20 protein-coding genes and 4 tRNA genes are annotated in these 18493 nt (G+C 68.0%); 19 read left to right on the top strand and 5 right to left on the bottom strand.

The window, feature by feature from the left end:
- Positions 1-68 precede the first annotated feature (68 nt).
- Positions 69-557, bottom strand: a complete 489-nt coding sequence (locus ACIPC1_RS31100) for a YajQ family cyclic di-GMP-binding protein (RefSeq protein WP_384380324.1) — start codon at positions 555-557, stop codon at positions 69-71.
- A 201-nt stretch (positions 558-758) separates the two neighbouring features.
- Here ACIPC1_RS31100 and ACIPC1_RS31095 point away from each other — a divergent pair.
- Both ACIPC1_RS31095 and ACIPC1_RS31090 read left to right on the top strand, forming a co-directional pair.
- Positions 759-840 (top strand) — tRNA-Tyr (locus tag ACIPC1_RS31095).
- A 116-nt stretch (positions 841-956) separates the two neighbouring features.
- Entirely contained in the window at positions 957-1169 is a 213-nt protein-coding gene (locus tag ACIPC1_RS31090) for a hypothetical protein (RefSeq protein ID WP_402522905.1), read from the top strand.
- Positions 1170-1308: 139 nt separating this feature from the next.
- Here ACIPC1_RS31090 and ACIPC1_RS31085 read toward each other — a convergent pair whose 3' ends face one another.
- A complete protein-coding gene (locus tag ACIPC1_RS31085; protein WP_402522903.1) occupies positions 1309-1965 on the bottom strand; it encodes an SDR family oxidoreductase in 657 nt (218 codons plus the stop codon).
- A gap of 96 nt (positions 1966-2061) precedes the next feature.
- Here ACIPC1_RS31085 and ACIPC1_RS31080 point away from each other — a divergent pair, with 96 nt between their 5' ends.
- Positions 2062-3132 (top strand): hypothetical protein, encoded by a 1071-nt coding sequence (locus tag ACIPC1_RS31080; protein WP_402522901.1) that lies wholly within the window; start codon positions 2062-2064, stop codon positions 3130-3132.
- 360 nt (positions 3133-3492) lie between these two features.
- Here the strand turns inward: ACIPC1_RS31080 and ACIPC1_RS31075 are convergent, their stop codons facing one another.
- Positions 3493-4731, bottom strand: a complete 1239-nt coding sequence (locus ACIPC1_RS31075) for an amidohydrolase family protein (RefSeq protein ID WP_402522988.1) — start codon at positions 4729-4731, stop codon at positions 3493-3495.
- Between the two features lie 409 nt (positions 4732-5140).
- Between ACIPC1_RS31075 and ACIPC1_RS31070 the strand changes: the two genes are divergently transcribed.
- The 8 genes from ACIPC1_RS31070 (at position 5141) to ACIPC1_RS31035 (ending at position 10097) form a co-directional block, all read left to right on the top strand.
- Positions 5141-5213: transfer RNA gene (locus tag ACIPC1_RS31070), tRNA-Thr, on the top strand.
- Positions 5214-5259: 46 nt separating this feature from the next.
- Positions 5260-5332 (top strand) — tRNA-Met (locus ACIPC1_RS31065).
- Positions 5333-5421: 89 nt separating this feature from the next.
- Entirely contained in the window at positions 5422-5586 is a 165-nt protein-coding gene (rpmG, locus tag ACIPC1_RS31060) for a 50S ribosomal protein L33 (RefSeq protein WP_004571794.1), read from the top strand.
- A gap of 135 nt (positions 5587-5721) precedes the next feature.
- Positions 5722-6168, top strand: coding sequence for a MaoC family dehydratase N-terminal domain-containing protein (locus ACIPC1_RS31055; RefSeq protein WP_384380335.1), 447 nt, complete (start codon positions 5722-5724; stop codon positions 6166-6168).
- Between the two features lie 2 nt (positions 6169-6170).
- A complete protein-coding gene (locus ACIPC1_RS31050; RefSeq protein ID WP_402522899.1) occupies positions 6171-6599 on the top strand; it encodes a MaoC family dehydratase in 429 nt (142 codons plus the stop codon).
- 112 nt (positions 6600-6711) lie between these two features.
- Positions 6712-7311, top strand: coding sequence for a TetR/AcrR family transcriptional regulator (locus tag ACIPC1_RS31045; RefSeq protein ID WP_402522897.1), 600 nt, complete (start codon positions 6712-6714; stop codon positions 7309-7311).
- Between the two features lie 144 nt (positions 7312-7455).
- On the top strand, positions 7456-8895 hold the full coding sequence (locus tag ACIPC1_RS31040) for an MFS transporter (protein ID WP_402522895.1): 1440 nt from the start codon (positions 7456-7458) through the stop codon (positions 8893-8895).
- 146 nt (positions 8896-9041) lie between these two features.
- On the top strand, positions 9042-10097 hold the full coding sequence (locus tag ACIPC1_RS31035; RefSeq protein ID WP_402522893.1) for a UDP-N-acetylmuramate dehydrogenase: 1056 nt from the start codon (positions 9042-9044) through the stop codon (positions 10095-10097).
- A 4-nt stretch (positions 10098-10101) separates the two neighbouring features.
- Here the strand turns inward: ACIPC1_RS31035 and ACIPC1_RS31030 are convergent, their stop codons facing one another.
- Together ACIPC1_RS31030 and ACIPC1_RS31025 are read right to left on the bottom strand one after the other, a co-directional pair.
- Entirely contained in the window at positions 10102-11130 is a 1029-nt protein-coding gene (locus ACIPC1_RS31030) for an adenosine deaminase (RefSeq protein WP_402522891.1), read from the bottom strand.
- Positions 11131-11270: 140 nt separating this feature from the next.
- Complete coding sequence (locus tag ACIPC1_RS31025; RefSeq protein ID WP_402522888.1) at positions 11271-12497, bottom strand: pyridoxal phosphate-dependent aminotransferase; 1227 nt, start codon at positions 12495-12497, stop codon at positions 11271-11273.
- Positions 12498-12744: 247 nt separating this feature from the next.
- On the opposite strand from ACIPC1_RS31025, the gene ACIPC1_RS31020 reads away from it, so the two are divergent.
- The 8 genes from ACIPC1_RS31020 to rplL all read left to right on the top strand — a co-directional run bounded on the left by ACIPC1_RS31020 (position 12745) and on the right by rplL (position 18049).
- Positions 12745-12817 (top strand) — tRNA-Trp (locus tag ACIPC1_RS31020).
- Between the two features lie 107 nt (positions 12818-12924).
- Positions 12925-13206: a preprotein translocase subunit SecE gene (secE, locus tag ACIPC1_RS31015; RefSeq protein ID WP_402522886.1), complete on the top strand. Its 282-nt coding sequence runs from the start codon at positions 12925-12927 to the stop codon at positions 13204-13206.
- Between the two features lie 77 nt (positions 13207-13283).
- Positions 13284-14219: a transcription termination/antitermination protein NusG gene (gene nusG / locus ACIPC1_RS31010; protein ID WP_402522884.1), complete on the top strand. Its 936-nt coding sequence runs from the start codon at positions 13284-13286 to the stop codon at positions 14217-14219.
- 197 nt (positions 14220-14416) lie between these two features.
- Positions 14417-14851 carry a 50S ribosomal protein L11 gene (rplK, locus tag ACIPC1_RS31005; protein WP_010986329.1) on the top strand — a complete coding sequence of 145 codons (435 nt, stop codon included), beginning with the start codon at positions 14417-14419 and terminating at the stop codon, positions 14849-14851.
- Between the two features lie 94 nt (positions 14852-14945).
- Positions 14946-15671: a 50S ribosomal protein L1 gene (rplA, locus tag ACIPC1_RS31000; RefSeq protein ID WP_365442135.1), complete on the top strand. Its 726-nt coding sequence runs from the start codon at positions 14946-14948 to the stop codon at positions 15669-15671.
- 164 nt (positions 15672-15835) lie between these two features.
- Complete coding sequence (locus ACIPC1_RS30995; RefSeq protein WP_402522880.1) at positions 15836-16705, top strand: hypothetical protein; 870 nt, start codon at positions 15836-15838, stop codon at positions 16703-16705.
- 322 nt (positions 16706-17027) lie between these two features.
- Positions 17028-17558 (top strand): 50S ribosomal protein L10, encoded by a 531-nt coding sequence (gene rplJ, locus ACIPC1_RS30990; RefSeq protein ID WP_402522878.1) that lies wholly within the window; start codon positions 17028-17030, stop codon positions 17556-17558.
- A gap of 110 nt (positions 17559-17668) precedes the next feature.
- A complete protein-coding gene (rplL, locus tag ACIPC1_RS30985; protein ID WP_365442141.1) occupies positions 17669-18049 on the top strand; it encodes a 50S ribosomal protein L7/L12 in 381 nt (126 codons plus the stop codon).
- The last annotated feature ends 444 nt before the right edge of the window (positions 18050-18493 follow it).

Raw genomic sequence — 18493 nt, 5'->3', positions numbered from 1 at the left:
GACCGACCACTGCCGTCAGTCGACGAAGCAACTGCTACCTCTGCCTGGCGCAGCACGGGCAGTGAGGACTACCGGTAGTTCACGTACTGCAGGGCGAAGTCGAAATCCTTGCCCTTGAGCAGTGCCTGGACGGCCTGCAGGTCGTCACGGCTCTTCGAGCTGACGCGCAGTTCCTCGCCCTGCACCTGAGCCTTGACGCCCTTGGGGCCCTCGTCACGAATGATCTTCGCCACCTTCTTCGCGTTGTCCTGGGAGATGCCCTCCTCGATCGACGCGAAGATCTTGTACTCCTTGCCGGAGAGCTGCGGCTCACCGGCGTCCAGCGCCTTCAGCGAGATACCGCGCTTGATCAGCTTGGTTTCGAACACATCGAGGATGGCTTTGACCCGCTCCTCGGAGTTCGCCTCCATGAGGATCTTCTCGCCGGACCAGGAGATGGAGGCGCCCACGTTCTTGAAGTCGTAGCGCTGCGAGATCTCCTTGGCGGTCTGGTTGAGGGCGTTGTCGACCTCCTGCCGCTCGACCTTCGAGACGATGTCGAAACTGGAGTCGGCCATGTCCTGTGGCTCCTTGTATCGGGGTGCGTAAGGGCGGCCGTCGAGCCCGGCATGGTCCCCGGCCGCATCCCCATAAGCCTAGCCACCCCCTCCCCTCCGAGGGCTGATCAATCGGGTGGCGAAGCACCCCCGGTCATCAGGTATCGTTTACGTCGTTGCCACAGAGCACCGTCAAAAACGGTCCTCCCGGCAGCAACCCCTGGCGGTGTGCCCGAGCGGCCAAAGGGAGCAGACTGTAAATCTGCCGGCTTAGCCTTCCGTGGTTCGAATCCACGCGCCGCCACATGGGAAACAAAGGCCCCGTGACCTGCCCTCTACGCAGGTCACGGGGCCTTTGTCATGCGCTGCGCGCGAGTGGGGAGCCGACGGATTGTCGGTCGTGGCGGGCACACTGGTGTCATGTCTACGCGTCGTAGGAACTGCCCCGAGTGCCGTCGGGAGATCGCCGTTGTCGCGGGGCGGTTCGCTCGGCATGATCCACCCGGTGCGCGGGGGAACGGGGAACTGGTCTCGTGCCCGGGGTCGCGCAGTCAGGCCCAGCTCGGAGCGGCTCAGCCGGCGCTGGACGGGTACACCGTGCCCGACTTCTCCGGACAACTTCCCCTGTTCTGACCTGTGGTCATGACCACAGCACTCATGACCAGACCAGAGCAGTCGTGACCCCAGCAGTCGTGACCCCAGCAGTCGTGACCCCAGCAGTCACGACCCCTGGGCCCGACCTCCGGTCCCGACCCCCGTCTCCCCGGTTCCCCTAGTTCCCCGCCACCGACTTGACCGCCACCGAGATCGGGGTCGAACCGCTGATCAGTTCCAGCGTCAGGCCGACCGTCGCCGGGGTGTCCACGAGTTCGGCCAGGACCGCGGCGACGTCGTCGCGTGGGATCGGGCCACGGCCGGTAGAGGCCTCCAGGCGTACGAGGCCGGTGCCGGCGTCGTCGATCAGGCTGCCCGGGCGCAGGATCGTCCAGTCCAGGGCCGCACGGCTGCGTACGTACTCGTCGGCCTCGCCCTTGGCGCGCAGGTAGACGTCGAAGATGTCGTCGCCCGGGTGCGCAGGGTCCGCGCCCATCGAGGAGACGACGATGTGACGGCGTACGCCCGCGCGTTCCGCCGCGTCCGCGAACAGGACGGCTGCGCCCCGGTCCACCGTGTTCTTGCGGCCCACGCCGCTGCCCGGCCCCGCGCCCGCGGCGAAGACGGCCGCGTCCGCACCCTGCAGATGCGCGGCGACCTCCTCCGGCGAGGCGGACTCCAGGTCGCACAGGACCGGCTCGGCACCCGCCGCCCGCAGATCGTCGCTCTGTTCGGCGCGGCGGATGATCCCCGCGACCTCGTCACCGCGCGCGGCGAGCAGGCGCTCCAGCCGCAGCGCGATCTGACCATGACCTCCAGCGATAACAATGCGCATGTTTCCGACCGTACGCCCGGATGGACGCGTTCGCCGCACAACCCTGTGAGCGACTCATGGGTCACATGGGTGATCACTGTGAACAAGGGGGACGTCGTGCCAGTCGCGCTGCGTCGTAAGGGGAACGCCATCACCGTCATACGCAAGACCGTCATCGCGGCCGGTAGCGCCGCCGTTCTGCTCGCCACGGCGGCCGCCTGTGGCACGGTTCAGAATCTCAGCGCAGGTCAGAAGGTGGACCAGGCCGTCGACCGGCTCGGTGAACAGAAGTCGCTGGCCTTCGAGTTGGACCTGGACGCCGATTCCGACGCGCTCACGGCGCTGGCGGGCGAGGCCGGTTCCGAGGAGGAGTTGCCGCCGGAGTTCGCGAAGTTCCTGGCGGGGCTGCGCGTCGAGGTCTCCGTCAAGTCAAAGAAGGCGCTGGCGGATTCGGGTGAGAAGGATCTCATCGGGACGAGTGTCAGGATCGAGGGCGCCGAAGGCGTCCTGGCCGAGTACCGGGTCGTCGGCGACTTCACGTACTACCGCGCCGACATGAAGGCCCTCGGCGAGACCATGGGTATGCCCATGCCTACGGCCGAGCAACTCCCTGAGAGCGAGAAGGAGTTCAGGAAGGTACTTGAGGGCGAGTGGGTCAAGATCGACACCAGTGCCCTGGAGAAGGCCCAGAAGTCGGAGTCGTCCTCGGGCGGCGCCGACGAGACCGCCGGGATCGACGCCAAGACGCAGCAGAAGATCATCAATGCCGTACGTGGTGTCTTCGCGCACGAGGTCACCCTCAGCACGAAGGACGACGGCGACGGCACCGAACACATCGTCGCCAAGGCCAACTTCCGTGACCTGATCACCGGAATCATCGACAAGCTCGGGCCGTTGGAGGGCGAGCTTCCGTCGGGCACCGAACTCCCCACCGCCAAGGACCTGAAGGACGCACCGAACAAGAAGGTCGCGGTCGACCTCACCCTGAAGAACGGCGACCTGACCCAGGTCGAGGTCGACCTCGCCGTCCTCGCCGACGCCCCGAAGGGCACCAAGCTCCCGCTGGTCATGAAGTTCACCGATGCGGGCGACGTCAGCGCGCCGTCGGGGGCCACGGAGATCCCCACGGACATGGTGCCGGGGGGCAGCCCGTTCGCCGGTGGCCTGTTGGGCGGCGGCGAGTTCTGACACCGGGCGTGCAGATGGACGGATCGGTCGGCGAGTTCTGAGCACCGGGCGTGCAGATGGACGGATCGGTCGGCGAGTTCTGGGCACCGGGCGTGCAGATCGATGGATCGGTCGGCGAGTTCTGAGCACGGGGCGTGCAGATCGACGGATCGGTCGGCGAGTTCTGAGCACGGGGCGTGTAGATCGACGGATCGGTCGGCGAGTTCTGGGCACCGGGCGTGCAGGGCGACGGATCAGTCGGCGAGTCAGGGAGCGCGCCGGATAGCCGTCAGTCGCTGGGCACGCGCGCGTGGACGTACACAAACCCGCCCCGCGCGCGTGGACTCGCAAAAACCGGTCCCCGGCGCACTCCAACCCCCGTCAGGACGGCTCCCCCCGCCCCTGCCGCGGCAGATCCAACCCCGCCGCCGAGTTGCAGTACTCCCGTACCGCGCTGGTCCGCGCCACCACGCGCCCCCGGTGCACCACGATCCGGCTGTACGCCAGCGACAGCACCCCCGCGAGCCGGTCCCCGCGTACCGCGAGCAACTCGGCCGGAAAGCCCGCCTCCACACGCACCTCGGGCAGTCCGAGGGCGGTCCGGGCGACGGAACTCACGGCGTCGTACGCGTCCTCGGGCCGCAGCCCGTCTCGCGAGGCCAGCAGATAGGCGGCCTCCAGCGGGTCGCCGCGGCCCACCGGATTCGCCACGTCGCGCAGGGCGCCGCTGCCCGCGGCGACCCGGACGCCGGCGGCCCGCAACAGCCGTACCGGGGCTGTCCCGCGGCGGTCCACGGGTCCGCACCCGCCCTGCGGCAGACACACGACGGTCACTCCGGCCGCTGCGAGTTGCTCGGCGGCGCGGGAGGCGACCTCGGCGGGCAGCCGGCCGAGTCCGCCGCACGGACCGAGCGTCACTCCGGGGCGCAGGCCGCCCGCCATCGCCGCGAGCCGCCCGAGCCGGGCAGGGTCCGCGGCGTCCGTATGCAGGTCGACCGGGCAGCCGTGCTCGGCGGCGAGCTCCAGGACCGCCTCGACGTACCCCGTCGGATCGGGGTCGGCGTCCGGGTATCCGCCCACTACGGAGGCGCCCATTTTCACCGCGTCCCGCAGCATCGCGAGCCCGTCCGCCCCGGCGATCCCGGTCAGCAGCCGAGGCATCGCCACCGCGGTCAGCTCGGTGAGCCCGCGCAGCGACCGCCGTGCCTGGAGCACCGCGGCCAGCGCGTCGAGCCCCTGTACGTCGCCGACGTGCACGTGTGAGCGCAGCGCCGTGGCCCCGTGCCCGAGTTGCAGCAACGCGGCCTCGGTGGCCCGGCGCTGAACCTGCTCCGCGTCGTACGAGGCGGGGCCGTCGCCCTCGGCGGTCAGGGCGGTGTCGCCGTGGGCGTGCGGTTCGGCCGGGGCCGGCAGCAGGAGGTAACCGCTCAGGTCCACCCGCGCGGCGTGCGCGCTGAGGCTCCCGGCGGTGCCGACCGCCTCGATGCGCCCGCCGCCCAGCCGTACGTCCACGGTCCGGCCGTCGGTGAGCCGTGCCCCGCACAGCAGGAGGGTGGCCGTGTCGGTCTGTCCCGACGCGGAGGACGAGGAGCGGGGCGGCTGCGGCTGACTGTCGGGCATCGGACTCTCGGGCATCGCGCTCCTGGGGCTCGGGGGCGGCTGCGGGATGGGTGACTGCGGAGAGTGGAGACGCAAGATCACACAGCGTGAGCCGAGCCTAGGGCGGCGACCCGCCCGCATTGGGGAGGAGCGAAATAGTCGTACCGGGTGTGGGTCCGTCGGGGAGAATCGGGGAGAAAGGGCCGAGAGCACAGGCCGACAGGCCGAGGCGATCAAGCGGCCTGATGGTGGCGATCAACCGGCCTGATGGTGGGGATCAACTGCCCTGACGAGGGGGATCACCGCCGTGGTTCGTGGTGCCCGAGAGGTCCACGGGAACGCCTGCGGACCAGCGGGGAACAGGCCGGGGCGGTTGCCGCGAAACGGATTTGGGCGATCGGTGGCCAACCGTGTAATGTCTTCATCGCTCGCCCCAATAGCTCAGTCGGTAGAGCGTCTCCATGGTAAGGAGAAGGTCTACGGTTCGATTCCGTATTGGGGCTCTGGTGTGGGAGGTTCCTGTCGCAAGGCGGGAACCGATCGCATCTCAGCGGTGTAGCTCAGTCGGTAGAGCAAGCGGCTCATAATCGCTGTGTCACCGGTTCAAGTCCGGTCACCGCTACTGACAGTAGCCGATTGTGGGGTCGGTCCTTCGGTCGGCTACTCTTCTATGCGTTAATCGTCCTATCTGTTTCGTCAAGGAGCACTCCTGTGGCTGCCACCGACGTCCGCCCGAAGATCACGCTGGCCTGCGTGGAGTGCAAGGAGCGGAACTACATCACCAAGAAGAACCGGCGCAACGACCCGGACCGACTGGAGATGAAGAAGCACTGCCCGCGTTGCAACGCGCACACCGCGCACCGCGAAACGCGATAAGTTTCAGGCTCGTACACGAGGCCGTCCCCTTCGCGGGGGGCGGCCTCGCGTCGTTGCGCGGCGCTCGTCGCACCACGCTTCGTCGCACCACGTTCGTTTCGTTTCACCGGCTGAAAGCCAGGAGGTGCCGAGCCCATGGCGCTCGACCAGTCCTTCGTCGGGCGGTCCTATCCGCCCACCGACCCCTATGAGGTCGGGCGGGAGAAGATCCGGGAGTTCGCGGAGGCCGTGGGGGACACCAACCCGGTCTACACGGACCCGGAGGCCGCCAAGGCGCTCGGATACCCGGATGTGATCGCCCCGCCGACCTTTGTCTTCGCGATCAGTTTCAAGGCCGCGGGGCAGGTCATCGAGGATCCCCAACTGGGGCTCGACTACAGCCGCGTGGTGCACGGCGACCAGAAGTTCGCCTACAGCCGCCCGGTGCGCGCGGGTGACCGGCTCACGGTCACCTCGACCATCGAGGCGATCAAGTCCATGGCGGGCAACGACATCCTGGACATCCGCGGCGAGGTCCACGACGAGGCGGGCGAGCACGTGGTGACCGCGATCACCAAGCTCGTGGCGCGGGCGGAGGGCTGATCATGACGGCGAAGATCGCGTACGAGGACGTCGAGGTCGGCACCGAGCTGCCGGCCCAGTCCTTTCCCGTGACCCGGGCCACGCTCGTGCGCTACGCGGGCGCCTCCGGGGACTTCAACCCGATCCACTGGAACGAGAAGTTCGCGGTCGAGGTCGGGCTTCCCGACGTCATCGCGCACGGCATGTTCACCATGGCCGAGGCGATCCGCGTCGTCACCGACTGGGCCGGCGACCCGGGCGCGGTCGTCGAGTACGGCGTCCGCTTCACCAAGCCGGTCGTCGTCCCGAACGACGACAAGGGCGCGACAGTCGAGGTCAGCGCCAAGATCGGTGCCAAGCTCGAGGGCAACACCGTCCGCGTCGACCTCGTCGCGACCAGCGCCGGCCAGAAGGTGCTGGGCATGTCACGAGCGGTCGTACGGCTGCCCTGAGGGTGGCGTGTGGGGGACAGGTGACTCGGGTAAGGGGCGTCCGCAATGGCGGGCGCCCCTTACGCGCGCCTAACCCTTGACCTAGTTAGTGATTGAGTACTAACTTACCTGCATGGTCAGGATGAGCGCAGAGGAGAGGCGCGAGAGTGTCATCCGTGCGGCGATGAGCGAGTTCGCCCGCGGCGGCTACAGCGGCACCTCCACCGAGGCGATCGCCAAACGCGTGGGTGTTTCGCAGCCGTACCTCTTCCGGCTGTTCCCAAGCAAGAAGGCGATCTTCCTTGCGGCGTCCGAACGCTGCATGGAGCTCTTCCGGCAGACGTTCGAGGAGGCCTCCAAGGGGCTGGAGGGCGAAGAGGCCCTGCGCTCCATGGCCAACGCGTACACCAGGGTCATCACGGAGGAGCCCGAGCGGCTGCTCATGCAGATGCAGACGTACGCGGCGGTGGCCGCGGCCGAGGAGTCCGGCGACCCCGAACTCGGTGAGATGGTGCGGGACGGCTGGATGCGGCTCTGGGACACCGCCCACATTCCGCTCGGGGCGGACGTGAACGAAACCACGACCTTCATGGCGTACGGAATGCTCATCAACTGCCTGGTGGCCATGGGTTTTCCGGCGGAGCACCGGGTCTGGGAAGGGCTCTACCCGTCGGCGCGGACGAAGGGGCGACTCGAAGTCGGTCCCCTGGAAGCCGCTGTCGGCGAAGGCTGAACACGGAAGCCGGAGTGGAGAAGGCGGAGGCCTGCGCCTCTTCATGCGCACGAAAGTTAGTCATCAATAACTAACCACTGTTGGTAACCAGCATCGGTAACCACCATCGGTAACCGTCGATAGTGATCACCCTCTGGGGGAGCGATGTCACAGCAGAAGAAACGTCGCGGGGGAGCCGTCTGGGCCCTCGTCATCACCGGCGTCGCCGGGTTCATGGCAGCCCTCGACAACCTCGTCGTCACCACCGCCCTGCCGTCGATCCGTGAGGACCTCGGGGGAGGGCTGGACGACCTGGAGTGGACCGTGAGCGCGTACACGCTCACCTTCGCCGTGCTGCTGATGTTCGGCGCGGCCCTGGGGGACCGGTTCGGTCGGCGGCGGCTCTTCCTCGTCGGTCTCACCGTCTTCACCGGCGCGTCCGCCGCCGCGGCCATGGCGCCCGGCATCGACTCACTGATCGCCGCCCGTGCGGTCCAGGGCGTCGGCGCGGCGATCATGATGCCGCTGACGCTGACCCTGCTGACGGCCGCGGTTCCGGTGGCCAAGCGCGGTATGGCGTACGGGATCTGGGGTGCCGTCAACGGCCTCGCGGTCGCCTCCGGGCCCCTCATCGGCGGCAGCCTCACCGAACACGTGTCCTGGCAGTGGATCTTTTGGCTGAACGTTCCGCTGGGTCTCGCCCTGCTGCCGCTCGCCCGGCTGCGCCTCGCCGAGTCGCACGGCACCGGCGCCCCGCTCGACATCACCGGCACCGTGCTCGCGAGCGGTGGTCTCTTCGGGGTCGTGTACGCGCTGATCCGCGGCAACGTCGACGGCTGGACCAGCGCTCCCGTGCTCACCGGCCTGATCGCGGGCGGCGCGCTGCTCGCCGGCTTCGTCCGGCACGGGATCCGCGCCAAGAACCCGATGCTGCCGATGCGGCTCTTCCGCAGCCGCGCCTTCTCCGCGATCAACGCCGCCAGCCTGCTGATGTTCGTCGGAATGTTCGGCTCGATCTTCCTGCTGAGCCAGTTCCTGCAAGGTGTCCTCGGCTACTCGCCGACCGAGGCGGGCCTGCGGATGCTCCCGTGGACCGGTATGCCGATGATCGTCGCTCCGATAGCCGGGTATCTGTCGGACCGGATCGGCGGGCGCCCGGTCGTGACGGCGGGCCTGGCACTGCAGGCCGTCGGGCTCGGCTGGTTCGCCCTGGTCGTCTCGCCCGAGATGTCGTACGCGGTTCAGCTGCCCGCCCTGATCATCAGCGGCGTCGGCATGGGCCTGTACTTCGCCCCGTCCGCCGCCCTGGTGATGTCCAGCGTCCTCCCCTCCGAGCAGGGCATCGCCTCCGGCGCCAACAACGCCCTCCGCGAGGTCGGCGGCGCACTCGGTATCGCGGTGCTGGCCTCGGTCTTCTCCGCCCAGGGCGGCTACGAGTCCGCGCAGCGCTTCGTGGACGGCCTCTCGCCCGCACTGTGGGTGGGCGCCGCCGTGGTCGGCATGGGCGCGGTGGCTGCCGCGCTGCTGCCCCGCCGGCGGCCGACGACGGGGACCCAGGTCGCGGTCTCCGCCCCGACACGCACCCTCGACACCGCCTCCCGCTGACGCCGCCGGGCGCGGATGCTGCGGCGCTTCGACCGAGCCGCTGATGACGTACGTACGACACGGAAGGGCCCCGTCGGACAGGCGGGGCCCTTCTCCTGGTGTACGGCCGGCCGGGCGCCACCGCTCCTTCTCGTAGTCTTGAGCCCGTGCAGGTACTCCATGACGCCCCGCTCGCCCCGCTGACCACCTTCAGGCTCGGGGGTCCGGCGACCCGGCTGATCACCGCCACGACCGACGCCGAGGTGATCGCCGCCGTTCGTGAGGCCGACGACGCCGGTACGCCGCTCTTGGTGATCGGCGGTGGATCCAACCTGGTCATCGGCGACAAGGGTTTCGCCGGGACCGCTCTGCGGATCGCGACGAGCGGCTTCGAACTCGACGGCGGGAGGCTGGAGCTGGCCGCGGGCGAGGTGTGGACCGACGCGGTCGCCCGCACGGTCGAGGCGGGGCTCGCCGGCATCGAGTGCCTCGCGGGCATCCCCGGCTCCGCGGGTGCGACACCGATCCAGAACGTGGGCGCGTACGGTCAGGAAGTGTCGTCGACCATCACCGAAGTGATCGCGTACGACCGGAGGACGCGCGAAACGGTCACGTTGACGAACGCCGAGTGCGCCTTCTCGTACCGCCACAGCCGTTTCAAGGCCGACCCCGAGCGCCATGTCGTACTCCGCGTCCGCTTCGAACTGGAGGACGCGGAAGGGCTCAGCGCGCCCGTCAAATACGCCGAGACGGCCCGCGCGCTGGGTGTCGAGCCCGGCGACTGCGTGCCGCTGGACAAGGCCCGGGAGACCGTCCTGAAGCTGCGCTCCGGCAAGGGCATGGTGCTCGACCCCGAGGACCACGACACCTGGTCGGCCGGGTCGTTCTTCACCAACCCGATCCTCACGGACGAGGAGTTCGCCGCCTTCCACGCGCGCGTGGAGGAGCGCCTCGGTGCCGAGGCCGCACCACCTGCCTACCCGGCGGGCAACGGACACACCAAGACCTCCGCGGCCTGGCTGATCGACAAGTCGGGCTTCACCAAGGGTTACGGCAACGGTCCCGCCCGGATCTCCACCAAGCACACACTGGCCCTCACCAACCGCGGCGGAGCCACCACCGAGGACCTCCTCGCCCTCGCCCGCGAGGTCGTCGCCGGAGTACATGACGCCTTCGGAATCACCCTGGTCAACGAGCCGGTGACCGTCGGAGCGGAGCTCTAGTACGTCATGAGACCGGGTCGCTGAGCCACGCGTCCACGCCGGACAGCAGCTTTTCCTGTACGCCCTCAGGGGCGGCCGAAGCGCGGATGGACTGGCGGGCCAGTTCGGCCAGTTCGGGGTCGGTGAAGCCGTGGTACTGGCGGGCGATCTCGTACTGGGCGGCGAGCCGTGAGCCGAAGAGGAGGGGGTCGTCGGCGCCCAGGGCCAGGGGGACGCCGGCTTCGAAGAGGGTGCGCAGGGGGACGTCCTCCGGCTTTTCGTAGACGCCCAGCGCGACGTTGGAGGCCGGGCAGACCTCGCAGGTCACCTGGCGGTCCGCGAGGCGTTTCATCAGGCGGGGGTCCTCCGCGGCGCGCACCCCGTGGCCGATCCGGGAGGCGTGCAGGTCGTCCAGGCAGTCGCGGACCGAGGCAGGGCCCGTCAGCTCGCCGCCGTGCGGCGCGGCCAGCAGACCGCCCTCACGTGCGATCTCGAAGGCCCGGTCGAAGTCCCGCGCCATGCCCCGCCGTTCGTCGTTGGAGAGCCCGAAACCGACGATGCCCCGGTCCGCGTACCGCACGGCCAGGCGGGCCAGTGTGCGGGCCTCCAGCGGGTGCTTCATACGGTTCGCGGCCACCAGGACCCGCATCCCGAGCCCGGTCTCCCGCGCGGCGGAGTCCACCGCGTCCAGGATGACTTCGAGAGCCGGGATCAGACCGCCCAGGCGGGGGGCGTACGACGTCGGGTCGACCTGGATCTCCAGCCACCCGGAGCCGTCCTTCACGTCCTCCTCGGCGGCCTCGCGCACCAGCCGCTGGATGTCCTCGGGCTCTCTGAGGCAGGACCGCGCGGCGTCGTACAGCCGCTGGAACCGGAACCAGCCGCGCTCGTCCGTCGCCCGCAACTTCGGCGGCTCCCCGCTGGTCAGAGCGTCGGGCAGCCGTACGCCGTACTTGTCGGCCAGCTCCAGCAGGGTCGTGGACCGCATCGACCCGGTGAAGTGCAGGTGCAGATGGGCCTTTGGCAGTTCACTTACATCACGTACGCGCTCCATCCCAGGATCTTGCCGTACGCGGATGGCGTGCCGGTACCGCTTTCCCTGATCGTGGGCTTGTCCGAACGGAATCCCTAATGAAGAAACGGGGCACCTACTTCGAGAAGTAGGTGCCCCGCGCGCGTGGAGCGCGAAAAACGTCAGACCTTGGCCTCGGACAGCAGCTTCTGGAGGCGCGAGACTCCCTCGACGAGGTCCTCGTCACCCAGTGCGTACGACAGACGCAGATACCCCGGAGTGCCGAAGGCCTCGCCCGGCACCACCGCGACCTCGGCCTCCTCCAGGATGAGCGCGGCCAGCTCGACCGTGTCCTGGGGGCGCTTGCCGCGGATCTCCTTGCCGAGCAGGGCCTTCACCGAGGGGTACGCGTAGAAGGCGCCCTCCGGCTCGGGGCAGAGCACGCCGTCGATCTCGTTCAGCATGCGCACCATGGTCTTGCGGCGGCGGTCGAAGGCCTCGCGCATCTGCTCGACGGCCGTCAGGTCGCCGGAGACGGCGGCCAGCGCGGCGACCTGGGCCACGTTCGAGACGTTCGAGGTGGCGTGCGACTGAAGGTTGGTCGCGGCCTTGATGACGTCCTTGGGGCCGACGACCCAGCCCACCCGCCAGCCGGTCATGGCGTACGTCTTGGCGACGCCGTTCACGATGATGCACTTGTCGCGCAGCTCGGGCACGACCACCGGCAGGGAGTGGAACTCCGCGTCGCCGTAGACCAGGTGCTCGTAGATCTCGTCGGTCAGGACCCACAGGCCCTTCTCGGCGGCCCAGCGGCCGATCTCCTCGATCTGCTCGCGGGAGTAGACCGCGCCCGTCGGGTTGGACGGGGAGACGAAGAGCAGCACCTTGGTGTTCTCGGTGCGGGCGGCCTCGAGCTGCTCGACCGTGACGCGGTAGCCGGTGGTCTCGTCGGCCACGACGTCGACGGGGACACCGCCGGCGAGACGGATCGACTCGGGGTACGTCGTCCAGTACGGCGCGGGGACGATGACCTCGTCGCCCGGGTCGAGGATCGCGGCGAAGGCTTCGTAGATGGCCTGCTTGCCGCCGTTGGTGACCAGGACCTGGGAGGCCTCCACCTCGTAGCCGGAGTCGCGCAGCGTCTTCGCGGCGATCGCGGCCTTCAGCTCGGGCAGGCCGCCGGCCGGTGTGTAGCGGTGGTACTTCGGGTTCGAGCAGGCCTCGATGGCGGCCTGGACGATGTAGTCCGGGGTCGGAAAGTCCGGTTCACCGGCGCCGAAGCCGATCACCGGCCGCCCGGCGGCCTTGAGGGCCTTGGCCTTGGCGTCCACGGCGAGGGTGGCGGACTCGGAGATCGCGCCGACTCGGGCGGAGACCCGGCGCTCGGTGGGAGGGGTTGCTGGGCTCATGACCCCATCGTTTCAGACCGGAAACCTCCCCGGCACGCGGGTTTCACAGACTGAACAGCGACTGAACAACCGTCCGGATCGAGGCGGTGGGCTGGACGATCTTCCGCGATCAAAGTCCGTACGGACGCTTTCTGTTCGACGACCGGCCCCGGAGCACGTACACTCTCTCCTCGTTGGCCTTCACCGGCCGCACTCATCCGGTGCACACCGAGCACTCGGGCGGATGCGGTACGTTGGGGGAAATCAAAGGGTCGTAGCTCAATTGGTAGAGCACTGGTCTCCAAAACCAGCGGTTGGGGGTTCAAGTCCCTCCGGCCCTGCTACACAATCCGTTCGCCAGGATGTGTGCGCAATACGTACCGCTTTGCACCGCCGTGCGGCCTGGCCGGGCACGGCGCAGCCACGACCCGGAATCAGGTGAGGACGAGTGACGGACGCCGTGGGCTCCATCGACATGCCTGATGCCGAGGCACCGGAGTCCAGTAAGAAGACTCGCAAGGGCGGCAAGCGTGGCAAGAAGGGCCCTCTGAGGCGCCTCGCCACCTTCTACCGTCAGATCGTCGCGGAGCTCCGCAAGGTCGTCTGGCCGACGCGTAATCAGCTGACGACGTACACCTCAGTGGTCATTGTCTTCGTGGTCATCATGATCGCCCTGGTGACCGTGATTGACTATGGACTCAACCACGCCGCCAAATACGTATTTGGCTGAGCCAAACGCGAAGGGCGCCGTCACCGGCGCCCCTTTCGTGTGTTCCACCCCCATGTATCCAGGAAGAAGCAGCCACCGTGTCTGACCCGAACCTGAACGACGCCATCGAGTCGGTCGAGTCCGTTGAGGACGAGCTCGACATCGTGGAGGGCGCGGACACCGCGGACACCGAGAACTCTGACGAGGTCGAGGCTGCCGACGCCGCCGCGGGTGAGCCCGCCGAAGAGGCGGCCCTGCACGTCGAGGACGAGTCCGGCGGAGATGTCGAGTCCGGCGGAGATGTCGAGTCCGGCGGGGACGTCGAGTCCCTTGAGGGCGAAGACGTTTCGGACGAGGCCCTTGCCGTCGAGGACGAGGACTCCGAGGCCGAGGAAGCCGAAGAAGAGGCCGAGCCCGTCGATCCTGTCGCCGCCCTGCGTGACGAACTCCGCGCTCTCCCCGGCGAGTGGTACGTCATCCACACGTACGCCGGTTACGAGAACCGCGTGAAGACCAACCTCGAGCAGCGTGCCGTCTCGCTGAACGTCGAGGACTTCATCTTCCAGGCCGAGGTGCCGCAGGAAGAGGTCGCGCAGATCAAGAACGGCGAGCGCAAGACCGTCCGGCAGAACAAGCTGCCCGGCTATGTGCTGGTGCGCATGGACCTGACGAACGAGTCCTGGGGTGTCGTCCGTAACACCCCCGGCGTCACCGGCTTCGTGGGCAATGCCTACGACCCGTACCCGCTGACCCTGGACGAGATCGTCAAGATGCTCGCCCCGGAGGCCGAGGAGAAGGCCGCCCGCGAGGCTGCCGAGGCCGAGGGCAGGCCCGCTCCGGCCCGCAAGCTGGAGGTCCAGGTGCTGGACTTCGAGGTCGGCGACTCGGTCACCGTCACCGACGGTCCGTTCGCCACGCTCCAGGCGACCATCAACGAGATCAACGCCGACTCGAAGAAGGTCAAGGGCCTTGTCGAGATCTTCGGCCGCGAGACCCCGGTCGAGCTCTCCTTCGACCAGATCCAGAAGAACTAGCAGCTTCTGGACGTACGTCTTCCGAACAGGTCAGGCGGCTCTCGCAGCCGTCTGACCTCTCGGTTTTTGGCCGCGCATGGATACCCGTTATCGTTGTGCGGTATGCCTCCATCCGGGTCGGATTCAGTGGTTCGGTTGAAGGCAGTCGTCCGGGCGTGTCTCGGACGTAGGTAGGCGAAAACGAAAGAGGACCCGGAATGCCTCCCAAGAAGAAGAAGGTCACGGGGCTTATCAAGCTCCAGATCCAGGCCGGCGCCGCCAACCCGGCTCCGCCGGTGGGCCCCGCGCTCGGTCAGCACGGCGTCAACATCATGGAGTTCTGCAAGGCCTACAACGCCGCGACCGAGTCGCAGCGTGGCTGGGTGATCCCGGTGGAGATCACGGTCTACGAAGACCGCTCCTTCACCTTCATCACCAAGACTCCGCCGGCCGCCAAGATGATCCTCAAGGCCGCGGGTGTCGAGAAGGGCTCCGGCGAGCCGCACAAGACCAAGGTCGCCAAGATCACCCAGGCGCAGGTCCGCGAGATCGCCACGACCAAGCTGCCCGACCTCAACGCCAACGACCTGGACGCCGCGTCGAAGATCATCGCCGGCACCGCCCGTTCCATGGGCATCACGGTCGAGGGCTGACACCCACCGTCGTAGGAACCATGCGGTCTAGGCCGCACGTGGCAGGGCCTGCTCGGTCCGCACCACGACTCCTCAGAACACATCAGGAGAAGAAGTGAGCAAGCGCAGCAAGTCTCTCCGCGCTGCGGACGCCAAGATCGACCGGGAGAAGTTCTACGCCCCGCTCGAGGCCGTCCGTCTCGCCAAGGAGACCTCCACCTCGAAGTTCGACGGCACCGTCGAGGTCGCCTTCCGTCTGGGTGTCGACCCGCGCAAGGCCGACCAGATGGTCCGTGGCACCGTGAACCTCCCGCACGGCACCGGTAAGACCGCCCGGGTCCTGGTCTTCGCGACCGGTGACCGTGCCGAGGCCGCACTCGCCGCGGGCGCCGACATCGTCGGCTCCGACGAGCTCATCGACGAGGTGTCGAAGGGCCGTCTGGACTTCGACGCCGTCGTCGCCACCCCGGACCTCATGGGTAAGGTCGGCCGCCTCGGCCGCGTCCTCGGCCCGCGTGGTCTGATGCCGAACCCGAAGACCGGCACCGTGACCCCGGACGTGGTCAAGGCCGTGACCGAGATCAAGGGCGGCAAGATCGAGTTCCGCGTCGACAAGCACTCGAACCTGCACTTCATCATCGGCAAGACCTCGTTCGACGAGACCAAGCTGGTGGAGAACTACGGCGCCGCGCTGGACGAGATCCTTCGTCTGAAGCCGTCGGCCGCCAAGGGTCGCTACATCAAGAAGGCCGCGATCAGCACCACGATCGGCCCCGGCATTCCGCTCGACCCGAACCGCACCCGCAACCTCCTCGTCGAGGAGGACCCGGCCGCCGTCTGAGCTTCCAGCTCATCCCGGTGACCGCGTCGCGCACGCGTATCTGACGCGGGCCCCGCAACCTTTCGAGGTGCGGGGCCCGTTGCCGTTTGCGGGAGATGCGGCCACCGGTGCCGCACGCCGGAGTTAGCGTGGACCTCACGGGGCGCACAAGGGGGGCACGGACGATGCACAGAACGGTGGGGCGAGGGATACTCCCGATCGCACTGATGGCTGCGTTGACCACGGTCGCCGCCTGCGGTTTCTGGGGGGACTCGGACAGCCACGCCGAGGAGACCCCCGCCGGGACCGAGCGTGCCGACGCCGGTTCGGTGGCCGCGCTGCGGACCGCCGAGAAGGCCACCGGCAAGGCAGGTTCCGCCAGGATCACCTCCACGACGGTCATGGGCGACATGCTCTCCATGGAGACGGACGGCACCCTCGGCTGGGCCGGCGCCTCGACCGGCAGGCTCCGGCTCACCTACACGGGCGGTCAACTGGCCGAGACCATGCGGAAACTGGGCAGTACGTCGATGGAGGCCCGCCTGCTGCCCGACGCCTACTACGCGAAGGTCGGCGACGGGTTCGCGGCCCAGATGAACGGCAAGCACTGGATCAAGTACGCCTACGACGACCTGGAGAGCCTCCCGGGAGGCTCGGGGACGTATCTGAAGGAGCAACTCGCGAACACCGCCCCGGTGCCGCCGGTCAAGCTCCTGCTCGTCTCCAAGGACCTGCACAAGGTCGGCGAGGAGGAGGTGCGCGGCGAGCGGACCACGCACTACTCGGGCACGGTGAACGTGGCGGACATCAAAGGCGCCGACGCCCTCAAGGAGCAGCTGGAACAGGCCGGCGTCACCGCGGAGACGGTCGACGTCTGGGTCAACGGGGACGACCTGCTGGTCAAGAAGGTCGAGAAGGGCAAGCTGACGAGCGGCTCGATGTCCGCGACGGCGTACTACAGCGAGTACGGCGTGCGGGTCTCCGCGCAGGAGCCCCCGGCGAGCGACACCGCCGACTTCAAGGAGCTGCTGCAGTCGCAGGGTGCCACGCAGTGAGCGCCGCGGGCGCCACCGCGTGAGTGTGCCGGACCGAGCCGGTGAGCACTGCTTACGGGCGGATTTGCCTGACGCGCGGCCGTTCACGTACTCTTCCGGAGAAGCCAAAGACCGCTGGTCGTTGTCTTGTGCTCGCAAGAGGACAGGGTGACCGAAGGATCCGCTGAAACTGCGGACGACCCGCGTAGGTGACTGTGGACATGCTCCTGGAATTCTCCCAAGGAATTCAAGTTGAGCTACGCCCCGTGCGCCTGCGCCGGGGCGTTTCGTTTTCCTCAGCCCCTTCTGAGCGGTCCTCATCACCCGGAAGGAGGCCACGCTTATGGCAAGGCCCGACAAGGCTGCCGCGGTAGCCGAGCTCGCGGACCAGTTCCGTAGCTCGAATGCCGCCGTGCTGACCGAGTACCGGGGTCTCACCGTGGCGCAGCTCAAGACGCTGCGTCGTTCGCTCGGTGAAGACGCCCAGTACGCCGTGGTGAAGAACACGCTGACCAAGATCGCGGCCAACGAGGCCGGGATCTCTACGCTCGACGACCTGTTCAACGGTCCGACGGCGGTCGCCTTCATCACCGGTGACCCGGTGACGTCGGCGAAGGGTCTTCGTGACTTCGCCAAGGACAACCCCAACCTCGTCATCAAGGGCGGTGTCCTTGACGGCAAGGTGCTGTCCGCCGACGAGATCAAGAAGCTTGCGGACCTCGAGTCCCGCGAGGTTCTGCTCGCCAAGCTGGCCGGTGCCTTCAAGAGCAAGCAGTCTCAGGCTGCCTCGCTCTTCCAGGCGCTGCCGTCGAAGTTCGTCCGCACTGCGGAAGCGCTTCGCGTCAAGCTGGACGAGCAGGGCGGTGCCGAGTAACTCGGCTCGCGCATTGACCGCCGCCTGAGGCGACGGTCGCAGCGGGCCGAACGTACGCCCGCCTCACCCGTACATACCGGCACCTGCCGAATTAGTGGAAGGACGCCATCATGGCGAAGCTGTCCCAGGAAGAGCTGCTCGCGCAGTTCGAGAACCTCACCCTCATCGAGCTTGCCGAGTTCGTAAAGGCCTTCGAGGAGAAGTTCGACGTCACCGCCGCCGCCGCGGTCGCCGTCGGTCCCGCCGCCGCCGCTGCGCCGGTCGAGGCCGAGGCCGAGCAGGACGAGTTCGACGTCATCCTCACGGGTGCCGGCGAGAAGAAGATCCAGGTCATCAAGGTCGTGCGTGAGCTGACCTCGCTGGGTCTGAAGGAGGCCAAGGACCTCGTCGACGGCGCTCCGAAGCCGGTCCTCGAGAAGGTCACCAAGGAGGCCGCCGAGAAGGCTGCCGAGTCCCTCAAGGGCGCCGGCGCCGGCGTCGAGGTCAAGTAACACCTCGCGAGTCCCCACCGGGCTCCAGCGCGCTGACACAGCCGCTCACGTAGCGCTGTAACGCTGACGCACCGAAGAGCGATCACCCAACTGGGTGGTCGCTCTTCCGCGTTCCTGGGGGTCCGCAAGCGGCTGCCTTGCGCTGGTGGTCGCGACGAGTAAGGTGATCTTCGTTGTGCCTCCGGCCGCCCCAGTGACGGGCTGCAAGACAGGCTGTGCGTGACAATCGCTGCACTCGGTTTGGGCATGGGGGGCCTTGACGAACCGCACGCAGCGCGCAATTCTCAGGACGCGTCGTCACAACGATCCGGATCCGAGGCATGGATCGGTGGCGAAGAGGGCAGTATCGATGTGCATCGAGGGCGTGGCTTGCAGCAGGGGTTGAGAACAACGAGGGTCTTCAAAAACCCGCACTGGACATCAGTGGGCCTAGTGGCTACACTG

This window comes from Streptomyces sp. NPDC087263, from assembly GCF_044744645.1.
Taxonomy (GTDB): Bacteria; Actinomycetota; Actinomycetes; order Streptomycetales; family Streptomycetaceae; genus Streptomyces.
This window is presented reverse-complemented; position numbering and strand designations above follow the sequence as displayed.

What these genes read in the sequence shown, in the direction of transcription:
- rplJ (WP_402522878.1), top strand. Translation starts at nt 17,028, where the DNA reads ATGGCAAGGCCCGACAAGGCTGCCGCGGTAGCCGAGCTCGCGGACCAG.
- ACIPC1_RS31090 (WP_402522905.1), top strand. Translation starts at nt 957, where the DNA reads ATGTCTACGCGTCGTAGGAACTGCCCCGAGTGCCGTCGGGAGATCGCC.
- ACIPC1_RS31085 (WP_402522903.1), bottom strand. Translation starts at nt 1,965, where the DNA reads ATGCGCATTGTTATCGCTGGAGGTCATGGTCAGATCGCGCTGCGGCTG.
- ACIPC1_RS31075 (WP_402522988.1), bottom strand. Translation starts at nt 4,731, where the DNA reads ATGCCCGACAGTCAGCCGCAGCCGCCCCGCTCCTCGTCCTCCGCGTCG.
- rplK (WP_010986329.1), top strand. Translation starts at nt 14,417, where the DNA reads ATGCCTCCCAAGAAGAAGAAGGTCACGGGGCTTATCAAGCTCCAGATC.
- ACIPC1_RS31040 (WP_402522895.1), top strand. Translation starts at nt 7,456, where the DNA reads ATGTCACAGCAGAAGAAACGTCGCGGGGGAGCCGTCTGGGCCCTCGTC.
- ACIPC1_RS31050 (WP_402522899.1), top strand. Translation starts at nt 6,171, where the DNA reads ATGACGGCGAAGATCGCGTACGAGGACGTCGAGGTCGGCACCGAGCTG.
- ACIPC1_RS31045 (WP_402522897.1), top strand. Translation starts at nt 6,712, where the DNA reads ATGGTCAGGATGAGCGCAGAGGAGAGGCGCGAGAGTGTCATCCGTGCG.
- ACIPC1_RS31100 (WP_384380324.1), bottom strand. Translation starts at nt 557, where the DNA reads ATGGCCGACTCCAGTTTCGACATCGTCTCGAAGGTCGAGCGGCAGGAG.
- rplL (WP_365442141.1), top strand. Translation starts at nt 17,669, where the DNA reads ATGGCGAAGCTGTCCCAGGAAGAGCTGCTCGCGCAGTTCGAGAACCTC.
- ACIPC1_RS30995 (WP_402522880.1), top strand. Translation starts at nt 15,836, where the DNA reads ATGCACAGAACGGTGGGGCGAGGGATACTCCCGATCGCACTGATGGCT.
- ACIPC1_RS31025 (WP_402522888.1), bottom strand. Translation starts at nt 12,497, where the DNA reads ATGAGCCCAGCAACCCCTCCCACCGAGCGCCGGGTCTCCGCCCGAGTC.
- ACIPC1_RS31030 (WP_402522891.1), bottom strand. Translation starts at nt 11,130, where the DNA reads ATGGAGCGCGTACGTGATGTAAGTGAACTGCCAAAGGCCCATCTGCAC.
- ACIPC1_RS31055 (WP_384380335.1), top strand. Translation starts at nt 5,722, where the DNA reads ATGGCGCTCGACCAGTCCTTCGTCGGGCGGTCCTATCCGCCCACCGAC.